The 25,147-nt window shown below is 31.2% G+C and carries 23 protein-coding genes; 20 read left to right on the top strand and 3 right to left on the bottom strand.

The genetic code is table 11. The annotated features are described in order from the left end of the window. From BM246_RS12440 to BM246_RS12360, 17 genes are all read left to right on the top strand, one after another. Window positions 1-903: a hypothetical protein gene (locus BM246_RS12440; protein ID WP_074938275.1), complete on the top strand. Its 903-nt coding sequence runs from the start codon at window positions 1-3 to the stop codon at window positions 901-903. Window positions 904-997: 94 nt separating this feature from the next. After that, a complete protein-coding gene (locus BM246_RS12435) occupies window positions 998-2,152 on the top strand; it encodes an acylneuraminate cytidylyltransferase (protein ID WP_074938272.1) in 1,155 nt (384 codons plus the stop codon). An 8-nt stretch (window positions 2,153-2,160) separates the two neighbouring features. After that, complete coding sequence (locus BM246_RS12430) at window positions 2,161-3,036, top strand: N-acetylneuraminate synthase family protein (RefSeq protein ID WP_074938269.1); 876 nt, start codon at window positions 2,161-2,163, stop codon at window positions 3,034-3,036. A gap of 15 nt (window positions 3,037-3,051) precedes the next feature. Further along, entirely contained in the window at window positions 3,052-4,452 is a 1,401-nt protein-coding gene (locus tag BM246_RS12425; protein WP_074938266.1) for a glycosyltransferase family protein, read from the top strand. A gap of 13 nt (window positions 4,453-4,465) precedes the next feature. Further along, window positions 4,466-5,425, top strand: coding sequence for a hypothetical protein (locus BM246_RS12420; protein ID WP_074938264.1), 960 nt, complete (start codon window positions 4,466-4,468; stop codon window positions 5,423-5,425). Window positions 5,426-5,430: 5 nt separating this feature from the next. Continuing rightward, window positions 5,431-6,585 carry a glycosyltransferase family 4 protein gene (locus tag BM246_RS12415; protein ID WP_074938261.1) on the top strand — a complete coding sequence of 385 codons (1,155 nt, stop codon included), beginning with the start codon at window positions 5,431-5,433 and terminating at the stop codon, window positions 6,583-6,585. A gap of 7 nt (window positions 6,586-6,592) precedes the next feature. Beyond that, window positions 6,593-8,140 (top strand): glycosyltransferase family 2 protein, encoded by a 1,548-nt coding sequence (locus tag BM246_RS12410; RefSeq protein WP_074938259.1) that lies wholly within the window; start codon window positions 6,593-6,595, stop codon window positions 8,138-8,140. A gap of 1 nt (window position 8,141) precedes the next feature. Next, complete coding sequence (locus tag BM246_RS12405; protein ID WP_074938257.1) at window positions 8,142-9,002, top strand: FkbM family methyltransferase; 861 nt, start codon at window positions 8,142-8,144, stop codon at window positions 9,000-9,002. Then, window positions 8,995-10,020, top strand: coding sequence for a glycosyltransferase family 47 protein (locus tag BM246_RS12400; protein WP_074938255.1), 1,026 nt, complete (start codon window positions 8,995-8,997; stop codon window positions 10,018-10,020). The genes BM246_RS12405 and BM246_RS12400 overlap by 8 nt, the downstream gene beginning before the upstream one ends. Window positions 10,021-10,026: 6 nt before the next feature. Beyond that, complete coding sequence (locus BM246_RS12395; protein ID WP_074938253.1) at window positions 10,027-11,025, top strand: glycosyltransferase family 2 protein; 999 nt, start codon at window positions 10,027-10,029, stop codon at window positions 11,023-11,025. After that, window positions 11,025-12,146 carry a glycosyltransferase family 4 protein gene (locus BM246_RS12390; protein WP_074938251.1) on the top strand — a complete coding sequence of 374 codons (1,122 nt, stop codon included), beginning with the start codon at window positions 11,025-11,027 and terminating at the stop codon, window positions 12,144-12,146. Before BM246_RS12395 ends, BM246_RS12390 begins: the two co-directional genes overlap by 1 nt. Further along, window positions 12,146-13,216, top strand: coding sequence for a glycosyltransferase (locus BM246_RS12385; protein ID WP_074938249.1), 1,071 nt, complete (start codon window positions 12,146-12,148; stop codon window positions 13,214-13,216). Before BM246_RS12390 ends, BM246_RS12385 begins: the two co-directional genes overlap by 1 nt. Before the next feature lie 6 nt (window positions 13,217-13,222). After that, window positions 13,223-14,554, top strand: a complete 1,332-nt coding sequence (locus BM246_RS12380; RefSeq protein ID WP_042503222.1) for an O-antigen ligase family protein — start codon at window positions 13,223-13,225, stop codon at window positions 14,552-14,554. After that, window positions 14,538-15,476 (top strand): glycosyltransferase family 2 protein, encoded by a 939-nt coding sequence (locus tag BM246_RS12375; protein ID WP_074938247.1) that lies wholly within the window; start codon window positions 14,538-14,540, stop codon window positions 15,474-15,476. The genes BM246_RS12380 and BM246_RS12375 overlap by 17 nt, the downstream gene beginning before the upstream one ends. Continuing rightward, window positions 15,477-17,075, top strand: coding sequence for a hypothetical protein (locus BM246_RS12370; RefSeq protein ID WP_074938245.1), 1,599 nt, complete (start codon window positions 15,477-15,479; stop codon window positions 17,073-17,075). It begins immediately after the preceding gene. 5 nt (window positions 17,076-17,080) lie between these two features. Then, entirely contained in the window at window positions 17,081-18,091 is a 1,011-nt protein-coding gene (locus BM246_RS12365; protein ID WP_074938243.1) for a glycosyltransferase family 4 protein, read from the top strand. A 54-nt stretch (window positions 18,092-18,145) separates the two neighbouring features. After that, window positions 18,146-19,537, top strand: coding sequence for a sugar transferase (locus BM246_RS12360; RefSeq protein WP_042503211.1), 1,392 nt, complete (start codon window positions 18,146-18,148; stop codon window positions 19,535-19,537). A gap of 88 nt (window positions 19,538-19,625) precedes the next feature. Here BM246_RS12360 and BM246_RS12355 read toward each other — a convergent pair whose 3' ends face one another. Both BM246_RS12355 and BM246_RS12350 read right to left on the bottom strand, forming a co-directional pair. After that, window positions 19,626-20,798, bottom strand: a complete 1,173-nt coding sequence (locus BM246_RS12355) for a lipoprotein N-acyltransferase Lnb domain-containing protein (RefSeq protein ID WP_074938241.1) — start codon at window positions 20,796-20,798, stop codon at window positions 19,626-19,628. Window positions 20,799-20,810: 12 nt separating this feature from the next. After that, a complete protein-coding gene (locus BM246_RS12350; RefSeq protein ID WP_042497165.1) occupies window positions 20,811-21,881 on the bottom strand; it encodes a putative type IX sorting system protein PorV2 in 1,071 nt (356 codons plus the stop codon). Between the two features lie 177 nt (window positions 21,882-22,058). Here BM246_RS12350 and BM246_RS12345 point away from each other — a divergent pair, with 177 nt between their 5' ends. From BM246_RS12345 to BM246_RS12335, 3 genes are read left to right on the top strand one after another with little or no spacing between them, the layout of a single operon-like run. Next, window positions 22,059-22,811: a CDP-alcohol phosphatidyltransferase family protein gene (locus tag BM246_RS12345; RefSeq protein ID WP_074938239.1), complete on the top strand. Its 753-nt coding sequence runs from the start codon at window positions 22,059-22,061 to the stop codon at window positions 22,809-22,811. A gap of 7 nt (window positions 22,812-22,818) precedes the next feature. Then, a complete protein-coding gene (locus BM246_RS12340; protein ID WP_074938237.1) occupies window positions 22,819-23,628 on the top strand; it encodes a TerC family protein in 810 nt (269 codons plus the stop codon). 9 nt (window positions 23,629-23,637) lie between these two features. After that, window positions 23,638-24,234, top strand: a complete 597-nt coding sequence (locus tag BM246_RS12335; RefSeq protein WP_162857662.1) for an LURP-one-related family protein — start codon at window positions 23,638-23,640, stop codon at window positions 24,232-24,234. A gap of 138 nt (window positions 24,235-24,372) precedes the next feature. Here BM246_RS12335 and lptB read toward each other — a convergent pair whose 3' ends face one another. Next, window positions 24,373-25,113, bottom strand: a complete 741-nt coding sequence (lptB, locus tag BM246_RS12330; protein WP_042503199.1) for an LPS export ABC transporter ATP-binding protein — start codon at window positions 25,111-25,113, stop codon at window positions 24,373-24,375. Window positions 25,114-25,147: the final 34 nt, after the last annotated feature.

Here is a 25,147-nt window from a genome sequence, read left to right as displayed (position 1 = left end):
ATGAAATTATTTTTAAGGCATATATTACTTTTTGGAGTATTATTTTTTGTTGTAGAAAAGGGATTGTACTTTTTTATTCAAAATGCACCTCAAAAAGAACATGACAAAAGACTTGAATTAATTCTTGAAGGTAAAATGAAAAAAGACATTGTTATTATTGGTTCCTCAAGAGGAGCCAATAATATCTCTGCTAAACAACTAGAGGATGAAACAGGGATGAGTTGCTACAATTTATCTTACAGAGGATCTAGCGTTGTCTTTCATGAGTTTATTTTAAAAACACTAATACTACATAATAATAAACCCAAAAAAGTTTTATTGGTAATTGATAATGGTTATCAATTTCTTAAAAATCATTCATTACATTTTAGATTTGACAGGTTATTTCCCTTAAAAAATTATAGCTATATAAATGATAAATTAATTGAAAATAATAAAAAAAGCTATATATCTAATTTTTTGTATTCAGTTAAAATAAATCGAGAAGATTTTTCGTTAAAACCCAAAAGAGTATATGAAGTAAATGTAATGACTTCACATGGTTCTAAGTTACTATCAGGAAAAAATAATGAAAAGTTAGATTATAAAAGTGAAATAAAAAGCTATGACATCAATGATGAAGAATTGCATAAATTAAATTCTTTCAAGGCAATTCAAGAAATGTGTAGCAAGAACGATATCAATCTTTATTTTGTATTTACACCTGGTTTGATGTCATTCGATAATGATTTTCTTACAAGATTTAAGGAGTTAGTGAATGCTGATGAGAAAATCATAGTTTATGATACTCTTAATAAGAGATATAAAGAAAAAAACATCTACAGGGATCACACACATATGTTTTCTAATGGTGCAGAAATTTTCACCTCAGAAATCAGTGAATTTATAAATTCAAATAAATAATAAGATTGCTTTATTTTATTAACGTTTTGAAAGATTTTCGCTGTTAAATTATGTATTTTAGCACTTGTTACAAAGATTTAAAGTCACCCAATATATGAAAGCAATAGGTTTTATTCCTTTACGTAAAGGCTCAAAAGGTATTCCTGGTAAAAACAAACGTAAAATGGTTGGAAGACCTTTGTATACATGGGTTTTGGGTGAAGCATTACATTCTGATTTAGAAGTTGTTTATGTGTATACAGACGACCAATCCATATTAGATTTTATTACAAAAGAATACCACTATACAGATAAAATTAAAGGGTTATTAAGAAGTGACAGTAGTGCGACTGATACTGCATCCACAGAAAGTGCTATGCTAGAATTTGCAGAAAAAATACACTACGATTTTGATGTATTTTGTTTGTTGCAAGTCACGTCACCTTTTACTACAGCACAAGACATTAACAATTGTTTGACCGCTTTGGATAACGGAAAAGATTCCGCCTTAACCGTTGTAAATACCCATCGTTTTTTATGGAAAGCAGATGGTACTGCTATAAACTACAATCCCAACAAGCGTCCAAGACGTCAAGATTTTGAAGGCTTGTTAATTGAGAATGGCGCAGTTTACACTTGTACTAAGCAGGTGTTACAAGATCATAAAAATAGACTAGGAAATAACATAGGTATTGTTAAAATGCCAGAGGATAGCTTACACGAAATTGATACGGAATCCGATTGGATCATAGTAGAAAACCTATTAATAGCACGTCAACAACAATTAAAAAAAGCCGAAAAAATTACACATTTAGTCCTAGATGTAGATGGTGTTTTTACGGACGGAACTATAACCTATACCAAGGATGGCGAACATACCAAAAGCTTTGACATGCGTGATGGTATGGGATTAGAGATTTTAAGGCAATTTGGCGTTGAAGTTATGATCATGACAAGTGAGCAATCCGAGTTGGTAGCAAAACGCATGCAGAAGCTTCAAATTAAGCAAGTGTTTTTAGGCGTAAAAGATAAATATACTTTACTTAAAACCTTATCAAAACAACAAGGCTTTTCATTAAATAATGTGGCTTACTTAGGAGATGATGTAAACGATATGTCTAATATTTGTAGCGTTGGTTGGTCATTAACACCTCAGAATGCCATGACAGAAATTAAAAACATTGCAGATGTTGTTTTGTCTAAACCATCGGGAGCAGGAGCCATTAGAGAGGCTTGCCATTTTATAAAAAATTATAACAAAAGATATTAGAATATAGAATGACTAACTATCATAAACCATACATCATTGCCGAAATAGGTTGTAATCATAAAGGTGATATGCAAATAGCCAAAGAATTAATTCAAATGGCTAAAATCTTTTGTAATGTAGACGCTGTAAAGTTTCAAAAGCGTCATAACATTGAGTTGTTAACGGAAGAACAATATAATAATCCGCACCCAAACCCTTCAAACTCTTATGGAGATACTTATGGTGAGCATAGAGAATATTTAGAGTTCAGCGTAACGCAACATAAGGAACTTAAATCATTTTGTGAATCTATCGATATAGATTATTCAACATCGGTTTGGGATTTAACATCAGCAAAAGAGATAGCTTCATTACAGCCAAAGTTTATCAAAATTCCTTCGGCTTGTAATAATAATGCGACCATGTTAGAATGGTTATGTGAACATTACAAAGGCGAACTTCATATTTCTACAGGAATGACTACCAAGTCTGAAATTGAAGATTTAGTACAATTGTTTAGTAAACATAACAGAGCCAAAGACTTAGTGTTATATAACTGTACTTCTGGCTATCCAGTACCCTTTGAAGATGTTTGTTTATTAGATATTAATTTATTAATTGAAAAATACGGTAACCAAGTCAAGCATATTGGTTTTTCTGGACACCATTTAGGCATTGCAGTAGATATTGCAGCTTACACCTTAGGTGCACCAATTATTGAGCGTCATTATACCTTAGATCGTACTTGGAAAGGAACGGATCATGCTGCGTCATTGGAGCCTATGGGTTTACGTAAATTATCAAGAGATTTAAATGCAGTGCATAAAGCATTAACATTTAAAAGTCAAGACATTTTACCCATAGAGCAAGTACAACGAGATAAATTAAAAAATCAAAAAGGATAATCTGTTTTTATTATAATGAAAAAAAAAGTATTTGTCTTTTTTCCTGATGGTGTTGGTTTGCGCAACTTTGCCTTTACTGACTTTAAATCTATTGGAGAACAGCATGGTTTTGATATCACATATTGGAATAATACTGTTTTTTCGTTAAAAGACCACTTAGGTTTTAATGAAGTTAAGATAGATAACCATCAAATCCATCCATTAACACCAATTTATTCTCGTGCTAGAAAGCGAGCCGAATTGAATGTGTCTCAGGATAAATTTAATGATGACGTGTATCCAACTTATAAGTTTCCTTTTAATTATAAAGGTGTAAAAAACACGCTTAAAAGTTTATATACCAAGTTACTCATAGGGCTATATTCTTCAGAAAAAGGTATTGAAAAAATCAGACAAAAAATAAATACATTAGAGCGTCAAAATCCTAAATACGCCTACTGTAAAGCGCAATTACAACAACATAAACCAGATTTAATATTTTGTACAACACAACGTGCCACACAATCTATAAGTGCGTTATTAGCTGCTAAAGATTTAGGCATTCCTACGGTTGCTTTTGTTTACTCATGGGATAATGTACCCAAAGCGATGCAAGTGGTGGAAACCGATTATTATTGCGTTTGGAGTGACCACATGAAGCGCGAAGTCTTACAATATTATCCATTTGTGAAAGCAGAACAAGTGTTTGTAACAGGGACACCACAGTTTGAACCACATTATGATACTAGCTTAAAACAAAGTCGAGCAGACTTTTTTAAGCAATACAATTTAGACGTAAATAAAAAATATATTTGTTATTCTGGTGATGACGAAACGACGTCACCTTTAGATCAATATTATTTAGAAGATTTAGCAAATACGGTAAGGCGTTTAAATGCTAAAGGCGAAAATTTAGGTATTATTTACAGGAAGTGTCCCGTGGATTTTACAACCAGATACGATGCTGTAATCCATGCTAATAAAGATATTATTGAGGTTTTAGATCCCATTTGGAAGCCAATAGGTGACCAATGGAACCAGGTATTACCAGCAAAGGAAGATTTTAAAATGTTGTATAATGTTTGCGAACATTCAGAGTTTGTAACAAACGTTTGTTCATCAACAGTTTTTGATTTTGTTGCGCATGATAAAGCATGCATTTATTATAATTATGAGCAACCCCAACTTAAAAAAGGGATTAGAGATATAGGTCAAAACTATAACTACGTGCATTTTAGAAGTATGCCAAGCCATCAAGCAGCAGTGTTTTGTACCGATAAAAACGATTTGGACCATTTGGTAAAACAAATTTTAGATGGTCAATTATCAAATGTGGCAGAAGGAAAAAGATGGTACGAGATTATCGTTGGTACCACACCCACTAAAGCCTCAGAAAATATTTGGAAGGCTTTAAAGATTATTTTAAATATTAGATAATATACCCAAAAAATTGAAGTATTTCCTATTTAAAGCATTAAAGTTTTTTATAATAATTACCATATTTTTATATGCTATTCAATTTTCTGTAGATACTTTTTTGAAAAGTTCATTGGTATGTGATCCTACATGGTCTAAAGTATTTGAAGGAGAGATAGAATCGGACATTGTTATAATCGGAAATTCTAGAGCTCAATTTCAATACAATCCCAGTATTATTAGTGAGACCACAGGTTTGACCTGCTATAATTTGGGTTTAAGCGGGACACCCATAAATATTTTTGATATAAGATGGAAGGCTTTTGTAAATCGTAATAAGTTACCAGTTATATTAGTCATAGATGTTGATTATAATTTTTTAGGAAGTGCAAAGGGTATATACGAAAAGCATCAATATATTCCTTATGTTAATGAGAGAGAGTATGAGATAGTTGCAAGTAAGATTGATAATGACTTGGTTTTAGATCAATTTGTACCTTGTTTTAAATTTAGAGGTCAAGCGACAGCTATTACTGCTAAAATTAGTTCGACTTTTAGTCAAAATTGTGATAATTTTATAAATGGGTACTCAATTAACAATAATAGTTGGAATGATATAGATTGGTTTTTATTTGAAAAGCATCGATTATATGAAACAGCAGACTCTAAAAAGTTTCATGATTTGTATGAAGATGGTTTTTCTAAACTTTTGTCGATTTTAGATTTTAGTAAAGAAAAGAATATAAAAGTTATTTTAGTATGGTCTCCACAATACATAAAGGTGCAAAAGTTTAAAGAAAATCAAAGACGATATGTTGATAGTCTGATTACTGACGTAGCAAACAAATACAAGTTAGATTATTTAAATTTTTCTACCAATAACTTAGTAAACGATAAGTCAAATTTTTATAATCACTCACATCTAAATTATAAAGGAGCTTCTGAGTTTTCTTTGCAAATAGCCAATTATATTAAAAATAACACCTCTTTTTAATCATTATGCACATCGCTTTTTTAACATCAGAGTATCCACATCCTAAAGTGACTCACGCTGCAGGAATAGGTACTAGTATAAAAAATCTGGCAGATGCTTTAGTTAATAAAGGTGAGCAAGTTACTGTTTTTGTGTATCATCAGTATACCTCAGAAATTATAGAAGATCAAGGTGTAACAATTCATTTGATTCCTAAAAAGACATCACTATTATTTACCTGGTATTTTTATAGAAAGCGCCTCCAAAATTATATTAATTCTGTTGTAGAAATACAGAAGATAGATGTGATAGAAGCACCAGATTGGACTGGTATTACAGCTTTTATGAAGCTAAAAGCACCTTTAGTTATTAGACTACATGGTAGTGATGCCTACTTTTGCAAGCTAGAGAAAAGACGTCAAAAATTTAAAAATTTTGTTTTTGAAAAATTAGCATTACAATCAGCTTCTGCTTACATAGCACCAACCACTTTTGCAGGAGAAGAGACCGCTAAGATTTTTGGTTTAAACCGAAAAAAAATCAAAACCATACATAATGGGGTGCAATTAACTTACTTTGAGAATCTAACACCAAAAGATTACGAAGAAAAAACCATTTTATACATCGGTACAATTATCAGAAAAAAAGGTGTTTTAAAGCTAGCTGAAATTTTTAATACAATTTTAGAAACAGAACCAAACGCTAAATTAAAATTGATAGGTGGTGATGCTCCTGACATAAAGACTGGACACAGGTCTACTTATGCTTTAATGCAATCTATCTTTTCAGATCAAGCTAAACAAAATGTAGAGTATTTAGGTAAAATACCTTACAGTGATGTTAAAGCACATATTAAAAAAGCCCATGTTTGTACTTTTCCTAGTTTTGCTGAAACTTTAGGTATGGTTACTATAGAGAGTATGGCTTTAGAAAAACCGATTGTTAATACTAGCATTGGTTGGGCACAAGAGTTGATTGATGATGGTGTCAATGGATTTTTGGTGCACCCTTCTGACATTGAAGGTTATGATAAAGCTATATTAAGATTATTTAAAGATGTTGAGTTATCGGCAACTATAGGTCGTGCTGCTAGAAAAAAAACTGAATTATCTTTTGATATTAATAGTATTGCAGATAAAAATATTGCATTTTATAATGATGTAATTTTAAAAAGAGATTAAGATATTAATGGCATTGATTATAGTTCATAACAAGAATAAAGTAATATCAATTTTAGATGATAATTTTAAGCCTTTATCTGATTTTGAGTTGGGTAAAACTGTGCCTAAAACTTTGCAATTAATAGCATTGCAATTTGATAACCAATTAGTAGTATGGTGTCATCAATTTCTTTTGAAATACTTGAATATTGAGGCTTTAAAAGATATATTTCATCATAATGGTGTTTTAGCAAGTTTTAACCCATCAGAGACAGATTATTTTCCTAAACAAATAGGATATATAGAGCGTTCTTTTGTACTCAAATTTAATAAAGCAACAACTTTTCCAACGTGGATAATGAGTAGTCAAATTGGAGGAATGAATACAGCAGTACTTGTTCAGCTAGAAAAGCATTTAAATTTTGATCTTAATGCAGATTATTTTTTAAACTCACTAGCCAAATTGACTGTTTCACAAGGTCTATTTTGTTATTCAGAACCTAGATTGCTAAAATCTGGTTATATAGCAGAGGTCAATGAAAAGCAAGCGTCAATCTATATTTTATTTAAATTTGTTAAGCAGCATTACAAATGGGTTTGGGTGTTTTTTCTAAGCTTATCCTATCTTGTTTATGAAAAAAAAATAACACTATTACCATTAATTAAAAGTCTGTTTTTTAAACAACTTAGTACAACATTTAATTTAAAAGCAATACCAATACGGTCCAGCAAAACTGTAATTATTAAACACGAGATTGATGTTATCATCCCAACCATTGGTAGAAAACAATATTTATATGATGTTTTAAAAGATTTAGCTGAACAAACGCTGTTGCCTAATAATGTTATTATTGTTGAGCAAAATCCTTTAAAGGAATCCGTATCAGAATTATATTATTTAAAGACTGAAGATTGGCCATTTACTATAAAACATACCTTTACAAATCAACCTGGTGTAGTTAATGCTCGAAATATAGCGTTGTCTGAAGTGCAAAGTGAATGGGTGTTTTTTGCAGATGATGATATTAGATTTGATAAATATTTATTAGAACATTCTTTTAAAACTATTAATCAATATGGGATTTCTATTCTAAATTATTTATGCTTATTACCAAATCAAAAGCAGCTTTTTTTTAGATTGCAACAAACCAGTATTTTTGGCTCGGGTTGTAGTCTTGTGAAAAGTGAAGCTTTAAAAGGTATACTCTTTAATAGTGCATTTGAGTTTGGTTTTGGCGAGGATAGTGATTTTGGAATGCAATTAAGAAACAAAGGATATGAGGTTATTTTTGTGCCGCATATAAAAATCACGCATTTAAAAGCACCAATTGGCGGTTATCGTACTAAAGTTAAACAACGCTGGGCTGACGATGCTATTCAGCCTAAACCGTCACCAACCATACAGTTATTATATCAAACTTATTTTACACCAGAACAATTATTAGGTTATAAATTATTATTAGGTTTACGCAACTATAAAAATAGTGATATTAAAAACCCATGGACCTATATTATCTATTATAAAAAACAATGGAAACGTAGTCAATTTTGGTCTGCTAAATTACCAAATCTTTAAGATGAATGTAAGTAAATCTATAAAAAGAATTTTATTAAGATATAATACCATAAAAAAACATCCTTTAACTAAAGATACCACTTTAGCTGCATTAATGCGTTATTTTTCATTTAATATCACACAATTTATATTTAAAAAACCAAGAGTGTATAATTGGATATATGGTTTAAAGTTTTATGTAGAAAAAGGCGATGCTGGTCTAGTTGGAAATATCTATTATAAATTAATGGATTATGAAGATTCTATGTTTTTGATAGATAGCCTTAAAAAAGATGAATTATTTGTAGACGTAGGAGCAAATTTGGGACACTTTAGTTTATTAGCAAGCGGAATTTGTAAAGCAAAATCTATAGCTATAGAGCCAATAAAATCGACAATGGATAAACTGAATAGAAATATTAAATTAAATAATTTAACCTCATACATAACTTTATTAAATATTGGTATTGGAGATAAAAGTGAGACGCTTAGTTTTACAACTAATAATACAGTAATGAATAGTGTGTCGCTAGAAGAAAATAGTAATACTGTTAAAGTGGAAGTAAAAACTTTAGACCAAATACTTAAAAATGAAAATCCAGTTTTTATAAAAATTGATGTTGAAGGTTATGAGTATAAGGTGTTAAAAGGAGCACATTATACATTGTCTAACCCTAGTTTAAAGTATTTGTTAGTTGAGTTTAATAACTCAGGTTCTAAATTTAATTTTGAGGATCAAGCAGTTTTTGATTTAATAACGAAACATAACTTTATACCTGCCCTTTATGAACCCAGAAGTAAGCAAATAACAAAGGTTAAAACGTTTAATAGAGATAAATTTAATACACTTTTTATTAAAAACGATATTAACCCAAATGCTTAAACTATACACAAATACTAATTTTTTAACCGAAGCGTATCGACGTCAAGTCTTTCCGTTGTTATTTGATTTGGTATTTAAGCAACACCAAAAGTTACTTGAAAAGTATAGTATCGTTTCTAATGTTAATGATGCAAATATTGTTGTTTTACCATTAGATTATGCAGTGTTTTTAAAGCAAAGGGAGCCTTTTTTAGCGCTTTTAAAAGCTGCTAACACAGCAAAACTTCCTATATGGATTTATACTGCTGGAGATTATGGTTTTACCAATTTTATACCTAATAGTTACACCTTTAGATTAGGTGGTTTTGATAGTAAAATGGATGCAAACACTTATGTTTTGCCTTCATTTATAAACGATCCTTATACTTCAGTGTTGACGCAAGGTTTTACTGTTTTAAAAAAAACAAATAAACCAAATATTGGATTTGTTGGTCATGCACAATCTGGCGTTTTAAAATATTTAAAAGACTATTCCAATCATTTAAAATATCAATTTAAACGAAAGTCTAATAAAATATTGGCAGATAAACAGAGGTTTTATCCATCCAGTGTTAAGCGTGCCAACTATTTACAAACACTAGCTATAAATGAAGGTTTAGAAACCAATTTTATTCTTAGAACTAAATATAGAGCAGGCTCGCATTCTCCTAAAACACAACAAAAAACTACTCAGCAATTTTATAATAATCTATTTAACAATGCTTATACTTTTTGCATTAGAGGTGTTGGTAATTTTTCGGTTAGATTTTACGAAACCCTAGCAGTAGGTCGTATTCCTATTTTGTTAAACACAGATTGTAGATTACCCTTAAACACGCACATTGATTGGGCTAAACATTGTTTAGTTTTAGATACATCAAGTCACATTAAAATAGCAGATCAAATTTTAGAATTTCATAAAGGGTTATCGGCATCAGAATTTGAGAATATCCAACGTTCTAATCGCAACTTATGGCTTAATACGTTGCAACGCGACGCTTATTTTTTAGAAATTTATAAACAGTTTAAAACTACATAGTAATTTATGAATTTTTCTGTTTCATTAGTCATTTGCACCTATATGCGACCAGAAGCTATCCTTAAGCTTTTAAAGTCCGTTGCCTTGCAGTCATTGTATCCTAATGAAATACTTGTAATAGATGGCTCTTCAAATTCTGAAACTGAAACAGTTTTAAATAAAAAAACTTTTAAAAACCTTAAATATTTTAAGGTTGATGAGGCTAATAGAGGCTTGACCAAACAACGTAATTTTGGAATTAGTAAAGTCGATAAATCCAATGAGGTTGTTTGCTTTTTGGATGATGATGTTGTTTTAGAAAAAGATTATTTTGAGCAATTAATTACTACCTATCAAACGCATCCACAAGCGCTAGCTGTAGGAGGTTATATCACTAACGAAGTAAAATGGGAAGTATCAGATAAAGCCAATAAATCATCCAAATTCTATTTTGATAACTGGATGCGCAATGAGCCCTCTAGATTTAAAATCAGAGCCATTTTTGGTTTACAACCTGATACAAATCCTGGATTTTTACCAACATTTGCACATGGACGTTCGGTTAGTTTTTTACCACCTTCTGGTAAAGTTTATGAAGTAGAACAACTAATGGGTGGCGTTTCTAGTTATAAAAAAGAAGTCTTTAAGCAGTTATCATTTTCAACTTATTTTGAGGGTTATGGCTTGTATGAAGATGCCGATTTTTCAATACGATTAGCTAAATTAGGACCATTATATATTAATACCAATGCTAAACTGGCTCATTTTCATGATGGTTCTGGACGACCAAACCAGTATAAATATGGAAAAATGGTAGTTAGAAACAGTTGGTATGTGTGGCGCGTCAAATATCCAAATCCTACTTTAAAAGCTAGCTTTAAATTTCATGCGACCGAGTTATTATTAATGACCATTAGAGCTACAAATATCATCACTTCTAAAGAGAAATTAAAAGCATTAACCGAAACCTTAGGTCGTAACATTGGTTGGATTTCGCTTATATTTAACAAACCTAAAATTCAATAATGCGTTTTTTAATTATCACACATGTTTTTCATAAACCAAAAGCACAGCAATGGTTTGCCTATGCACCTTATGTGCGTGAGATGAATTTGTGGTTAAACTATGTAGATGAGGTTGAAATTGTAGCTCCAACAACAGATACACCCATTTCTGAAATAGATATAGCTTATCAGCATAACAAAATTAAATTTACACCAATACCATCTCTAGCATTTATTAATTTTAGTCATGGTTTAAAATCATTATTAGCGATACCATTTATTCTCTATAAGTTATTTCAGGTTTGTAAACGTGCAGACCATATTCATTTAAGATGTCCAGGAAATATAGGTTTACTAGGTTGTATGGTTCAGGTTTTTTTTCCGAAGAAATTAAAAACCGCAAAATATGCAGGTAATTGGGATCCAAATGCGAAGCAACCCTTAAGTTACAAACTTCAAAAAAAAATACTTTCAAATACCACTTGGACTAAAAATATGACTGCTTTAGTTTATGGTGAGTGGTACAATCAGGCTAAAAATATCAAGTCATTCTTTACAGCCACCTTTAAAAATGTAGATCGAGAAGCGATTCGTTTAAGAGATTATTCTGCTGATTTACATTTTATTTTTGTAGGCAGTTTGGTTGAAGGGAAACGTCCATTGTTGGCTATACAAATTGTTGAAGCTTTAATTAACAGAGGCACGCCAAGTTACTTATCAATATATGGCGATGGTATTTTAAAATCAGAATTACAGCAGTACATAGACCAAAATAATTTGGGGAATTATATCGTTTTACACGGAAATCAAACCAGTGAAACCATAAAAGCTGCATTAAAACAATCACATTTTTCAATATTAGCATCAAAGTCCGAAGGTTGGCCCAAAGCACTAGCGGAAGCTATGTTTTATGGCGTCATACCTATTGCTACGTCAATATCTTGTGTGCCAAATATGTTAGATCATGGAAAAAGAGGCCTTTTGATAGCACCTGATTTAGAGTCTGCAGTTAACAAAATTGAAAGTTGTTTGTTGGATAAAGCCTTGTTACGCGAACAATCCATAAATGCTTCTGAATGGTCACAACAGTACACTTTAGATGTTTTTGAAACAGAAATAAAACGTTTATTAACCTCTAACTAATGAAAGTACTACAATTAATTGATAGCTTGGAAGCAGGAGGCGCAGAGCGTGTTGCAGTAAACTACGCCAATGGCTTAGTGCACATGATTGACGCAAGTTATTTGTGTACTACCAGAGCAGAAGGACTTTTGAAAGGCGAATTAAATAAAGGCGTTGGCTATTTATTTTTAAATAAAAAGAAAACCATAGATGTAAAAGCTATTAAACGATTACATCAGTTTATTAAAAATGAAGATATAGACATTATCCATGCGCATGGTTCGTCTTTTTTTTTAGCAACTTTAATTAAGTTGTTACAGCCCAAATTAAAATTGGTTTGGCATGATCACTATGGTAAAAGCGAATTTTTAAAGCAACGACCAAAGCAGATGTTAAAACTTTGTTCACGTTTTTTTAATCATATATTTAGTGTAAATTCTAAATTAGAAACTTGGGCAAAAACAACACTTAAAGTGAAATCAGTTAGTTATTTACCTAACTATGCAGTAAAAAATAATAATGCGCTAACTACAAAATTAAAAGGAGTAGAAGGGAAGCGCATTGTATGTTTAGCAAATTTAAGACCACAAAAAGATCATTTAAATTTACTGAAAGCTTTTAAAGCGGTTTTAAAAACTGAACCAATGTGGACTTTGCATTTAGTAGGTCAGGATTTTAATGATGCGTATTCTAAATCTATTTTTGAGTTTATTAATTTAAATAAATTAGAAACGTCGGTCTTTATTTATGGTAGTTGTGCAGATACTTCTGCTATTTTACAGCAATGCACGATTGGTGTTTTGTCCTCAAAATCTGAAGGCTTACCTTTGGCATTGTTAGAGTATGGATTAGCAGGACTACCTGTTATTTGTACCAATGTAGGAGATTGTAGTTTGGTAATGTCTCATGCTAATGAAGGACAATTGATAGAAGCTCAAAACAGCATTCTTTTAAAAAAAGCTTTAATAGAATATATTAACAATATCGAAAAGTCTAAATTAGCGGCTGTATGTCTCAAAGAAAAAATTGAGATGCAATTTTCAGAAGATACAACCTTAATTAAAGTAAAAACTGTTTACAAAACTATTTAGTTGGTAATGACTACAAGCGAACGAGTTAATAATAAAATAGAACACTTGTTTAAATCAATCTATGTTAAGGTTGCTTTACTACTTATGGTGATTTCCTATTTTTATAATTTGCCAGCGCTTAAATACAATTTAACAGGAGGTAACGAGTTAAGACTACATGACCTCGTTGGTTTTGTTATTTTATTCATTGTATACAATAACCTGAAGTTATTTGCTGTATATATAAACTCAAAAACGTATTTTAAATATTTAAAAATTTTTGTTTTATGGGCTGGTTTTTCTTTAATTCTAAATGCCGCTTTCAGTATATATAAAGGTCGTCCATTATGGTTCGTGCAAACATGTCTATATTATTATCACTTGTTAGCTTTTTTTTATACAGCAGTTTTAATGTCTATGTACCTCAGAAAGCGTTCTAATTATAAGTATGCTGCAAGTTTAATATTGATATTAGCAATAGCAGAAGCTATTTTAGTGTTTTCTCAACACGCTGGATTGGTCCCGTTTCTATGGAATGATATTTATTTAGAATCTTACGGAGGTTTTTTATCAGGTGCTTTGGGACCTAATAAAATTAACTTAGGTATGAATATGTTTTTTTCCTTCATATTTGCTACAGGTTTACTACTCCAGAGTCAATTAAAAGTAAATAAAATATTAGTTATAAGTGCTTTATTAACTAGTTTGGCGACAATTGGAGTTTCTGGATCTCGGACAACTTATCTAGCTTTAATCATCTTTGTTTGCTATTTATTTGTAGTGAATACTAAAAAGTTTATTGGATTATCAATTCTTATTTCAGTTGGAGTTATTGTTGCTTTTTTCTTGAACCTCGACTTAATTGAAAATATAACTACAACTATTGAAAACCGTGTGGTTAATAAGGTTTCTAATCCTGGTGTTTTTACGGGAGAGAGTTTAGATGTTGGTGATTTGTATGAGGATTTAGGAGCAGGGCGAAAACAATTATCTGTTAGGTATTTTTATTATTTGATAGAAAACCCTTTAATAATGCCTTTTGGTATAGGTTTGAATAATAGGTTGTTAATTCAGTTTTCCGCGCATAATATCTATTTAAGTTTAATAAATGAATTAGGATTAGTGGGACTGTTTTTGTATTTTAAATGGTTGTCAAATTACTTGTTTTTAAAATTTGGAAAAGCTAATTCTTTAAGAACAGTATTACAAGGGCTTGTTTTAGCCATGATGGTTACTTTATTTTTTGGAGAACATTTATATATATACCGTTCATTATTTACTATTTTAGGGTACTTTTTGTTAATTGTGGTTATGCTAATAGCACCACGTTATTATTTTATTAATGCTAAATCAAAATAAAATAGCCGTTGTTATACCTTACTATAATGCATCTAACCATATAGTTGATGTTGTCCGTGAATTACCAGATTTTATAGATAACATTTATATTGTTGATGATTGTGGAGATGAAACTTTACCAAAAGAAGAGTTAAGTGTGTTTAAAAATTTAGTTTACCTAACTAATGAAGTTAATATTGGTGTTGGTGGGGCTACTAAAGCAGGTTTTAAAGCGGCTATTGTTGATAATATAGATATTGTTGTTAAAGTAGATGCCGATGATCAAATGGATACGAGCTATATTGAAGCTCTAATTAATCCGTTGATAAATAATAATGCTGAATATGCTAAGGGTAATCGTTTTAGAGATTTTAAAGCTTTAAAGTCAATGCCTTTGGTTCGTAAAATAGGAAATTTAGTTTTATCTTTTTTAACAAAAGCAGCCACCGGGTATTGGAATAACTTCGATCCAACAAACGGTTTTTTTGCAGTAAAAACAGAAACCTTAGCTAAGTTAGATTATGATAATATTGCCGATCGGTATTATTTTGAAACATCTTTAATTGCTGAACTGTATTTTCAGGATGCTAGGATTAAAGATATTGCTATGCCAGCAATTTATGGAACCGAAAAATCGAGCATGAGTGTTTGGAAAATGCCTTTTGTATTTCTGCCAAAGCTGTTTAAAACTTTTGTTAAGCGTATTACTAAGTCTTATTTTATTTACGATTTTAATATGTCATCCATTTATATCTTGTTTGGTGTTCCTTTGTTCTTGTTTGGTTTGATTTACGGGGTGTACAATTGGTGGTTTTATACTAGTCAATCTATTTTCGCTCCAACTGGCACGATTATGTTGGTGACGTTAACAATTATCATAGGCTTTCAGTTATTATTACAGGCCATTCATTATGATATTACGAAAGCACCAAAATCTAATTAAATGATGGGGTTAGGTAGGTTTAAATTGCACTTAGTTATTGTATTTAATATTGTAATTGCTCTAGCTTATTATTTAGATAATTTAAACGCTAGCTATAGCGAACTATCTTCCGATATTCAGAATATTATTCCGGTTGCTCAGAAGTTTGATAATCCAAAATTATTTAAAAGTGATTTGTTTTTAGATAACATCGAAAATGTAAAATACTATACACCGTTTTACGTGCAATCGTTACGTTTTATTGCAGGTTTTACCAATCACGATTATGTTCAAGCAATTAACGTTTTAGGATTAATTTGCCATTTACTATTTGGTATATTGTGGTTTTTTCTGTTTTTTAAATTCGTGAATAATTTTTGGATAGCCTTCTTGGTGTCGATTGTAATTCGCGGTGTTATTTGGTTGCCTGGGCTCGAGATTTGGGGTATATCAGATCTTTGGACTATTATGCCTAGAACAGTCTATATAAGCTTATTGCCTCTGCCATTTTTACTACTATCATCATCATCATCATCATATTTAAGGATTGTGATGTCAGGGTTTGTAATGGGGTTTATTTTTAATTTTCATCCTATTACGGGGCTTGGAGGGATTTTGTTATTTATTACTTTTATAGTATTAATCCCTGTTTATTTTCCAAAGGAAAAATGGTTTACATGGCCTAAGTTTATTATTGTAATATTAAGTGTCTTACTAGGTATGTTGCCTTTTGTTTTAACGTATTTTGGAAAAACATCTTCGGAAGTTACTTATAGTATAGATGATTTTAATGCTGCTTTTACAACAAGAATTCCTTCTTATTTTAATGAGCCGCTTCAATTTTTAAAACAATGGATTCATTTTAAAACATTATTTTTTATTTTACCTTTAGTTTGGTTTTTAATATCTTCTATAAAAAATAGAGTTGAATTTCAGAAGGCCAAACTGTTAATTTTGATGACATTAGTTTTAGTACTAATCCCGACCATTAGTGTGCCGGTAGAACAATTAGTAAACAGACTATTAGGTCTTAATTTAAGATTGTCCTTTCAGTTAATACGTGTTCAAAAAGTAGCTGTTGTTCCTGGGTTTTTTGCGCTTGCGTTATTTTTGAAATCTTTTTTTGAAACAAAAAAAATTAGAGCTGAGGTTTTGCCATATCTTGTTGGAGTCTATTTGGTGCTAATAATATTTAGTCAAAGTATTTGGTTTAAAACGATACCTTTTATTGGAGACGATATTACAAAAACTATTTTACCTCATAATTTAAGTGCTTTTTCAACAGAAAGAGATAATATGTTGAGTGTTGATAAAATGGCTAATTATATTAAGAAGCATACCGAAATGGATGATTTAATCTGCGCAAGTCATCTGTATAGAGGTTCTACACAACGTTCAGTTGTTTTTGATGGTAAAGGTGCTTCTATGTTGATTGAGGGGAATCCTGAGCAGTTTATTACTTGGCATAATAGACAGCAAACTATTAATGAGTTCGAAACAATGCAAGAAGTTGTTACTTATTTAAAAAAGTTTAATGTTGATTACTTTGTGACTAGAAATAAAGGAGTGCCAGGTGAGCTAATTCATACTGAAGGTTCTATTAATTTATATAAACTGTAAGTGGTTTGAAAAAAATCCTCTACATAGGAAACAAGTTATCGAAAAAAGGTAAAACAGAATCTACAATTGATACCTTAGAGACTGGTCTAAAAAGTTTGGGATTTCAGGTTAATTCTGTTTCAAGCTATAAGTCAATAATATTTCGTTTTCTAGATATGCTTTGGACTGTTTTTAAACATAGGAAAACAGTCGATTATGTATTAATCGATACTTATAGTACCTTAAATTTTTATTATGCCTACTTTGTTAGTCAGCTTTGCAGATTTTTTAAACTAAATTATATTCCCATATTGCACGGAGGCGAATTGCCTAAACGATTATTGAAATCACCTAAATTATCGAAAGCAGTATTTAAACATGCATTTAAAAATGTGGCGCCATCATTATACTTAAAATCTCATTTTGAGGCCAATAATTTCAATAATATAGTTTACATCCCGAACTCAATAAAAATAGAAGATTATAAATTTCAAAAGAAAACCTATGAATCAATAAAATTATTGTGGGTACGTTCTTTTTCAGAAATATATAATCCGTGGTTAGCAATTCATATTTTAAAAGCTCTAAAAAATGAAAATATAGACACTGAGTTGTGCATGATTGGTCCTGAGAAAGATGGAAGTTTAGAATCGACTAAATCATTAGCAAAAAGTTTGAATGTAGAAGTTGAGTTTACAGGCTTATTGTCTAAAAATGATTGGCATAAAAAAGCTGATGGTTTTAATGTTTTTATAAACACAACCACCATTGATAATACACCGGTAAGTGTTATCGAAGCTATGGCTTTGGGCTTGCCTGTAGTTTCTACAAACGTAGGAGGAATGCCATTTTTAATAGAGAATAATAAAGACGGAGTGCTTGTGGCATCTAATGATATTGAGGCTTTTGTATCTGCTATAAAAGTATTAATTTCCGACGTTAACAAAACGCAAGAAATGGCAAACCGAGCAAGACAAAAAGTAGAAGGTTATGCTTGGAATAAAGTTAAACAGCAATGGTATAATCTCTTAAGTTAAATAAGGGCAGTCTAGTTAACTTTTATATCTTTACAACTCTCTAACTAGTGCAAAATGTTTAAAAGTAGCATTCATTTTAATATTTCAGAACGTAAAGTTTTATTACGGATTATAGACGTTTTTGCGGTGCTTACCATTTTATACGCGGTTAGTAATTTTTTCGATTTTAATTATTTTATCATCAATAAAGAAAATTGGAAATGGGTATTTGTGCTTGTGTTATACATGTCTATATTCGGAACAATTTTCGAACTCTACGATTTACAAAAGTCTAGCAAGCTAGATAAAACATTCGCTAATATTGTTTTTACGGCATCGACCACCGTGTTATTTTATTTTCTAACACCACTTTTTACACCCGTTTTACCAGATAATAGGTTACAGATTTTATATTTTTATTTTTCTATTGTGTCGGCCTTGTTTGTTTGGAGGTGGTTTTATGTTACTTTTATAACATCGCCTAGGTTTCATAAAAAAGCTTTAATTGTTGGCGAAATCTCAAGTATTCAATCTATAGTTGAAGCTTTTAAAAATTCCGATCCTAATTACAAAATCGTTGGTTTTATTAATTGTGAAACAAAACAAGTTGATAATATAAAATTTACAGGAGCAAGGGAATTTAGTCCAACTGAAATTCATCAGGTTATTAAGGATGAAAATATATCGGAAATTGTAATTGCAAGTTATGATTCAGATTCTATAACCCCTGAGATCTATCGTGATTTAATTACCTTGTTAGAAAGTGGTTTTCCTATAAAGGAATATACACAAGCTTACGAGGAAATGACTCAGCGTGTTCCAGTTCAATTTGTAGGTAAGGATTTTTATAAGTATTTCCCTTTTAGCCGAAGCAATCATAACAAGTTGTATTTGTTTTTTAGAAGAATTTTTGATGTTTCAATTTCAGTAATTGGTTTGGTGGTTAGTTTGGTTTTTCTGCCTTTAATTTTTATTGGGAATTTAATAGGAAACAGAGGTTCACTTTTTTACACACAAGAACGTATTGGGAAAAATGGAGTACCTTTTCAGATTATAAAATACAGAAGTATGGTAGAAGATGCTGAAAAGAATGGTGCAGTTTGGGCTCAAAAAAACGACACCAGAATAACACCGTTTGGTAAATTTCTAAGGCATTCTAGATTAGACGAAATCCCTCAGTTTATCAATATTTTAAAAGGAGACATGAGTTTAATTGGGCCTAGGCCCGAACGACCACGTTTTGTGTCTGAGCTGTCTAGCGTATTGCCGTTTTATGAAACTCGACATATTGTTAAACCCGGACTTACAGGTTGGGCACAAGTGAAAACGAGATATGGGAGTTCGGTAGACGATAGTTTGCTTAAACTTCAATACGATCTTTATTATATCAAGCACCGTAGTTTTTTCTTAGATATAAATATACTAGTAAAAACAATAAGCACTATGATATTCTTTAGAGGGCAATAAGCTGATTTTAACTCGATATTCTGAACAACCTAACATTCCTTAATCAATCTTAGAACGAAGCTTTTAATTCAGCTCAAAACACCGGTCTTTACTTTCTGTTAAAGTGTTGTATTAGGTATAGGTAGCGAATAAATAAGGCTACTAATAGCGGGATTAATCCAATAGCAAATACTTGTACGCCAATACACCAATGTAAGGTGAGTAGGCACAGCATAATCATTAAGAATTTTAAATATTTTGAAAACCAAGCGCTTGGTGTTTTTCTAAAAAGTTGTCCGATTACAAAAATGTTTAAAACAAATGCCCAAAGTAGGTTGTAGTTTTGATGTGTTCCTGTGTGGTCGGTCGCAAACCAAAGTAGTAAAATAACGATACCAATAATACCTGTGATAGAAAATAAATTAACATCTAACCAATTACTTCGTTTTCCTTTTTTATAATCTTTATAAGTGATAAAAATTATAAAACATCCAATAAGGCTAATTATAAATAACGGACTCGTTAAAAATGAAGTCGATAGATATTTTTCCTTCTTATTAAATAGAATATGGTTTTGAGATACTAAAGGTTTGTTTCCATCTCCAATAGTTGCAACTTCAAAAAAGCGATAGATGTTTTCTGGTAAAAACATGTGTTCTTCAGGAGTGGCTTGTCTATCAATTACAGAACCTAAGGCTAAATCTATACCAAAACTTCCCCATGAATTTTTCTTGACATTTTGGTAAATTAATGTTCTAAAAGTAGCATCTTCAAAATCTTTTGGCTTATTAAAAATTATGCTATTGTTTACTGAGGTATTAGTGACTTCTTTTATTTTGGTAGCACAATTATCAAAGAAGAACTCATAGAGATATCTACGGTTTTCTGGTTTGTAGTTATTAATTAGAAAATCGTAAAGTTTTTGCTTTTCAACTTGAGATAAATTTAAAACCTGTGCTTTTATACTTCTGTTAAAATAAATATAGTATTGATAAAATTTATTGAATTCCGATTTGTTTATCAGGTAATCCAATTTTCCCTGAGCAAATTTTAAATAAAAATTAGGTGAGTCAAAATCGTATTGACCATAACCATAAACCACATCTAAGCCGCGAGAAGTATCTTTTATTCTAAAAGCACTATGTCCAAAAGCATCATTTAATTCGTTTCCTGGGCCAACGGTAAGTACGCTTATTTCTGCGTTTTCAGATAGTAAATGGTCTTGTGCTTGTATAGCTTCAAACGAAAATAAAAGTATAAGTAGAAAATATATTTTTTTCATAAATAGTAGAAATTATCTAAAAACGCTTAAGTCAATTTTTAACGAAAACACATTAGAGTAGAGCGCAACACTTTGGTCGCCAATATCGGTAAAAGCATAATCTACCTGAATGCCGTTGTATTTAAAACCAACACCAAAACTTGGTTGAAAACTAAGTTGCTCTGTATTATCGAGCTGTAATTCATTCTGAAAATTCCCCATTCCGGCACGTAAATAAACCATATCGATATAGCCAAATTCAAAACCTAAGGCAGGATTGATACTGGCTACGGAAGACGAAATAATATCATTATTTTCTTCAAATCTCACATTCAGGTTTACAGCTGTTAATAAGGTATAATCATAATTAAAATCTACAAGTTTAGAAATTCCTATTTGTAATTTAGGAATAGTAATTTCGGTAGTTTCAGGTAACTCTTGGTTTTGTCCTTCAACAGCATCTTGCACGGTTGCAAATTCTTCTTCATCAATGGCCCAAGCATTAAAAGTTGTGGTAATATCTCGAGCCATAACACCAAATTTCCAATCGTTTTCGGTTTCAAACTGAACACCTAAATCGAAACCAAACCCCCATGAAGATGCAAAATCACCAATAACACGGCGGATCACTTTAGCATTTATACCATAATTTAAGCCTTGTACAGGCAATGCTCTTGCATAAGAAAAGGTTAATCCATAATCTGCTGTAGAAAATAGGCTAATTCTGTCGTAGTTAATATTGCCTTGATCGTCAATTAATTGTGTGGTGTTCAAAATATCGTCAACAGCAAATCGTATTAACGAGATTCCAATGGCACTTCTATCGTCTAAAGGCATGGCATAAGCCGCATAATCATAATTCGCAATATTTGCAAAGTAGCTCGAGTGCATCAATGAAAGCTGATTGTCTTCTAATTTTAAAAGCCCTGCCGGATTCCAATAACCAGAATTAACATCGGCAGAATGCGAAGTTACGGCGTTACTCATACCTAATGCCGCCGCATCTACACCAATATTCATAAATTCGTTCGAGTATTTTCTAACCGTTTGGCTAAATACCGAAATAGATAATATAAAGAATAAGGTGGTCAGGTTAAGTTTCAATCGTAAATTTTTTACAAAGATGCACATAATACCTATTTAATCATAAAATTTCAAATTGAAACTTCAACTTATTTGCTGTCTAATGGCGTAATATTTAAGTCTATAAACTTGAATTTACGATAGATATTGTTTTAGACGAAATTTGTTTGCTATTTTTACAAACTTAAAAGACTAAATATGAAGAAACACATACCTAATGCCATTACGCTTTTAAATTTGTTAAGCGGATGTATTGCTGTTATTTTAGCGGTAAATGATGATTTTGTTGCAGCAGCATTATTTGTGTTTTTAGGCATATTTTTCGATTTCTTTGATGGTCTTGCAGCAAGAAAACTAAATGTATCTAGCCCATTGGGATTACAGTTAGATTCTCTGGCAGATATGGTAACCAGTGGTTTGGTTCCTGGAATTATAATGTATAAACTATTAATGTTAGCTACGGGTGGTTTTGTAGATTATTCTGAAGCTTCGCATTGGCAAGAGCATTCTAGTTGGATTGGTGCTGAATTGCAAATTTTGCCATTAATGGGATTGTTGGTCACTTTAGGATCGGCATATCGATTAGCAAAATTTAATATTGATGAAGATCAACAAACCTACTTTAAAGGCTTGCCAACACCTGCAAATGCACTTTTAATACTATCGTTACCTCTTATTCTAGAATTTCAAAATAGTGACCTTATAAACTCTATTATTTTGAATAAGTGGTTTTTAATAGGCCTTACGTTACTTAGTTGCTACATATTAAATGCCAATATAAAATTATTCGCCTTAAAATTTAAAAATTATGGTTTTAAGGATAATGTAATGCGCTATATTTTTCTAATTTTGTGCGTTGTACTTTTAATTGTTTTACAGTTTGCAGCCATACCTTTAATAATAATTCTTTATATATTTTTATCTGTTATAGATAATCTAAACTCCAAATAATTTACCAATGTTAGAAAACATTTTCACGCTATTAATGCTAGTTCTTTTACAAGCTGTTTTAGGATTCGATAACTTATTATACATTTCATTAGAAAGTAAAAAAGCTCCGGAAAGCGAGCAAAAACGCGTACGTAAGGTTGGTATTTTAATCGCCATTGTTTTAAGAATAGTACTTCTATTTGTTTTAGTTTCCATTATTGGGTTTTTTAAAGAACCGTTTTCATTCTTAACAGGTGGTATTGGTGATATTCTTCATTTTGCTTTCAATGGGCATAGTATTATTGTGTTAGTTGGTGGCGGATTTATAATTTACACAGCTATTAAGGAAATTTGGCACATGATTTCTAATCATGATTTAGAGCATAATGTAGAAGGTGGTGATGGCAAGCGTTTAAAGTCTGCTAATGCTGTAATTACGAGTATTGTAATTATGAATTTAGTATTCTCTTTCGATTCTATTCTGGCCGCAATTGGACTTACTAGTCATTTAGAAAATACAACTGCAGCGTTTATAATTATGGCCATTGCTATTGTTGCAAGTGGATTATTAATGTTGGTATTAGCCGATAAAATTTCTTCATTCTTAGCAAAAAATAGAATGTACGAAGTGCTTGGTTTATTCATTCTTTTTATAGTTGGTATTATGTTAGTTACCGAAGGTGGTCACTTAGCGCATATCAATATATTTGGTGAAAATATTGTGCCAATGAGTAAAACAACGTTCTATTTTGTATTAGCGGTTTTAGTTATTGTAGATGTGGTGCAAGGGCGTTACCAAAAGAAATTATTAAAAGAACAAGCTGCTAAAAATAAATAGTTTATCGATATGCAAAATATTTCATTTCCATTAAATTTTAAGTTTAACATTTCGACTTTTGCTAACGATTTTGTTGCAACCGATGCTTCTGGAGCTACCGTTGCATATGTTAGGCAAAAAATGTTTAAGCTTAAAGAAGATATTCTTATCTATAATAATGAAAACAAGACTGAAGTAAATTATAGAATACAAGCAGATAGATGGATCGATTTTTCTGCGGCCTACAGTTTTAAAGATAAAGAAGGTAATGAGCTTGGTAAAATTGCAAGAAAAGGGTGGAGATCCATTTGGAAAGCGCAATATGAACTTATTGATCAAAATCAAAAATTACAATATCATATTCGTGAAGATAATGCTTGGGTAAAAGTATTCGACTCCATGTTTGGTGAAATACCAATTTTAGGGATGTTTACAGGATATTTTTTCAATCCGAGTTATAGTGTAATCGATTTGAATAATAAAGCTGTGGTTAAGCTTAAAAAAGAGGGATCTTTTTTTGGAAGAAAGTTTAGTGTTTCTAAATTACAAGAAATTGATAATGACGATGAATACCGTATTCTTTTGGGTTTAATGATGATGGTATTGTTAGAAAGAAGAAAAGGATAATTAATTTACTATGTTGTTTTTAATTTTGGAGAGGTGTTTGGCTTTTCGATTCCTTTAAGAATAACTAGAAATAATAAAAGCCGTTAGTAATAAGTTTATTACTAACGGCTTTTTTATAGTATTGTGTGAGGTAATGTTCTATTCTCTAATCTTTTTTCTACGCAATTCAAAGTTCTGACCTAAATATACTTTACGTACCATTTCATCACTAGCAAGTTCTTCTGGTTCACCAGCTTTTAAAATACTACCTTCAAACATTAAGTATGTTCTATCGGTAATGGCTAGTGTTTCTTGCACGTTATGATCGGTAATTAAGATACCAATATTCTTTTTAGTAAGTTGTGCCACAATACGCTGAATATCTTCTACAGCCACAGGATCTACACCTGCAAAAGGTTCATCGAGTAGAATAAAACTAGGGTCGGTTGCAAGGGCGCGAGCAATTTCTGTTCTACGACGCTCACCACCAGACAATAAATCGCCACGAGATTTTCTAATATGTCCTAAACCAAACTCATCAATAAGAGATTCCATTTTATGGACTTGTTCTTTCTTGCTTAATTTGGTAAGTTGTAATACACTTAAAATATTATCTTCAATACTTAGTTTTCTAAATACCGAAGCTTCTTGAGCTAAGTAACCAATACCGTTTTGTGCACGCTTGTACATTGGGTAGTTGGTAATCTCTTTATTATCAAGAAAGATATGTCCACCGTTAGGTTTTACTAAACCAACAATCATGTAAAAAGATGTTGTTTTTCCGGCACCATTAGGGCCTAAAAGTCCAACAATTTCGCCTTGGTTAACTTCAAGAGAAATATCTTTTACAACTTTTCGTCCGCTATAGGACTTCATTAAATTTTCGGCTTTTAAAATCATATCTTTATAATGAACGTTAAAAATAGTGAAATCA

It is taken from the genome of Algibacter lectus, assembly GCF_900112395.1.
GTDB lineage: Bacteria > Bacteroidota > Bacteroidia > Flavobacteriales > Flavobacteriaceae > Algibacter > Algibacter lectus.
This window is presented reverse-complemented; position numbering and strand designations above follow the sequence as displayed.

Bases quoted from the DNA above. Each gene is read 5' to 3' on its own strand.
- BM246_RS12440 (WP_074938275.1), top strand. From the start codon at position 1: ATGAAATTATTTTTAAGGCATATATTACTTTTTGGAGTATTATTTTTT.
- BM246_RS12435 (WP_074938272.1), top strand. From the start codon at position 998: ATGAAAGCAATAGGTTTTATTCCTTTACGTAAAGGCTCAAAAGGTATT.
- BM246_RS12430 (WP_074938269.1), top strand. From the start codon at position 2,161: ATGACTAACTATCATAAACCATACATCATTGCCGAAATAGGTTGTAAT.
- BM246_RS12425 (WP_074938266.1), top strand. From the start codon at position 3,052: ATGAAAAAAAAAGTATTTGTCTTTTTTCCTGATGGTGTTGGTTTGCGC.
- BM246_RS12415 (WP_074938261.1), top strand. From the start codon at position 5,431: ATGCACATCGCTTTTTTAACATCAGAGTATCCACATCCTAAAGTGACT.
- BM246_RS12410 (WP_074938259.1), top strand. From the start codon at position 6,593: ATGGCATTGATTATAGTTCATAACAAGAATAAAGTAATATCAATTTTA.
- BM246_RS12405 (WP_074938257.1), top strand. From the start codon at position 8,142: ATGAATGTAAGTAAATCTATAAAAAGAATTTTATTAAGATATAATACC.
- BM246_RS12400 (WP_074938255.1), top strand. From the start codon at position 8,995: ATGCTTAAACTATACACAAATACTAATTTTTTAACCGAAGCGTATCGA.
- BM246_RS12395 (WP_074938253.1), top strand. From the start codon at position 10,027: ATGAATTTTTCTGTTTCATTAGTCATTTGCACCTATATGCGACCAGAA.
- BM246_RS12390 (WP_074938251.1), top strand. From the start codon at position 11,025: ATGCGTTTTTTAATTATCACACATGTTTTTCATAAACCAAAAGCACAG.
- BM246_RS12385 (WP_074938249.1), top strand. From the start codon at position 12,146: ATGAAAGTACTACAATTAATTGATAGCTTGGAAGCAGGAGGCGCAGAG.
- BM246_RS12380 (WP_042503222.1), top strand. From the start codon at position 13,223: ATGACTACAAGCGAACGAGTTAATAATAAAATAGAACACTTGTTTAAA.
- BM246_RS12375 (WP_074938247.1), top strand. From the start codon at position 14,538: ATGCTAAATCAAAATAAAATAGCCGTTGTTATACCTTACTATAATGCA.
- BM246_RS12370 (WP_074938245.1), top strand. From the start codon at position 15,477: ATGATGGGGTTAGGTAGGTTTAAATTGCACTTAGTTATTGTATTTAAT.
- BM246_RS12360 (WP_042503211.1), top strand. From the start codon at position 18,146: ATGTTTAAAAGTAGCATTCATTTTAATATTTCAGAACGTAAAGTTTTA.
- BM246_RS12355 (WP_074938241.1), bottom strand. From the start codon at position 20,798: ATGAAAAAAATATATTTTCTACTTATACTTTTATTTTCGTTTGAAGCT.
- BM246_RS12345 (WP_074938239.1), top strand. From the start codon at position 22,059: ATGAAGAAACACATACCTAATGCCATTACGCTTTTAAATTTGTTAAGC.
- BM246_RS12340 (WP_074938237.1), top strand. From the start codon at position 22,819: ATGTTAGAAAACATTTTCACGCTATTAATGCTAGTTCTTTTACAAGCT.
- BM246_RS12335 (WP_162857662.1), top strand. From the start codon at position 23,638: ATGCAAAATATTTCATTTCCATTAAATTTTAAGTTTAACATTTCGACT.
- lptB (WP_042503199.1), bottom strand. From the start codon at position 25,113: ATGATTTTAAAAGCCGAAAATTTAATGAAGTCCTATAGCGGACGAAAA.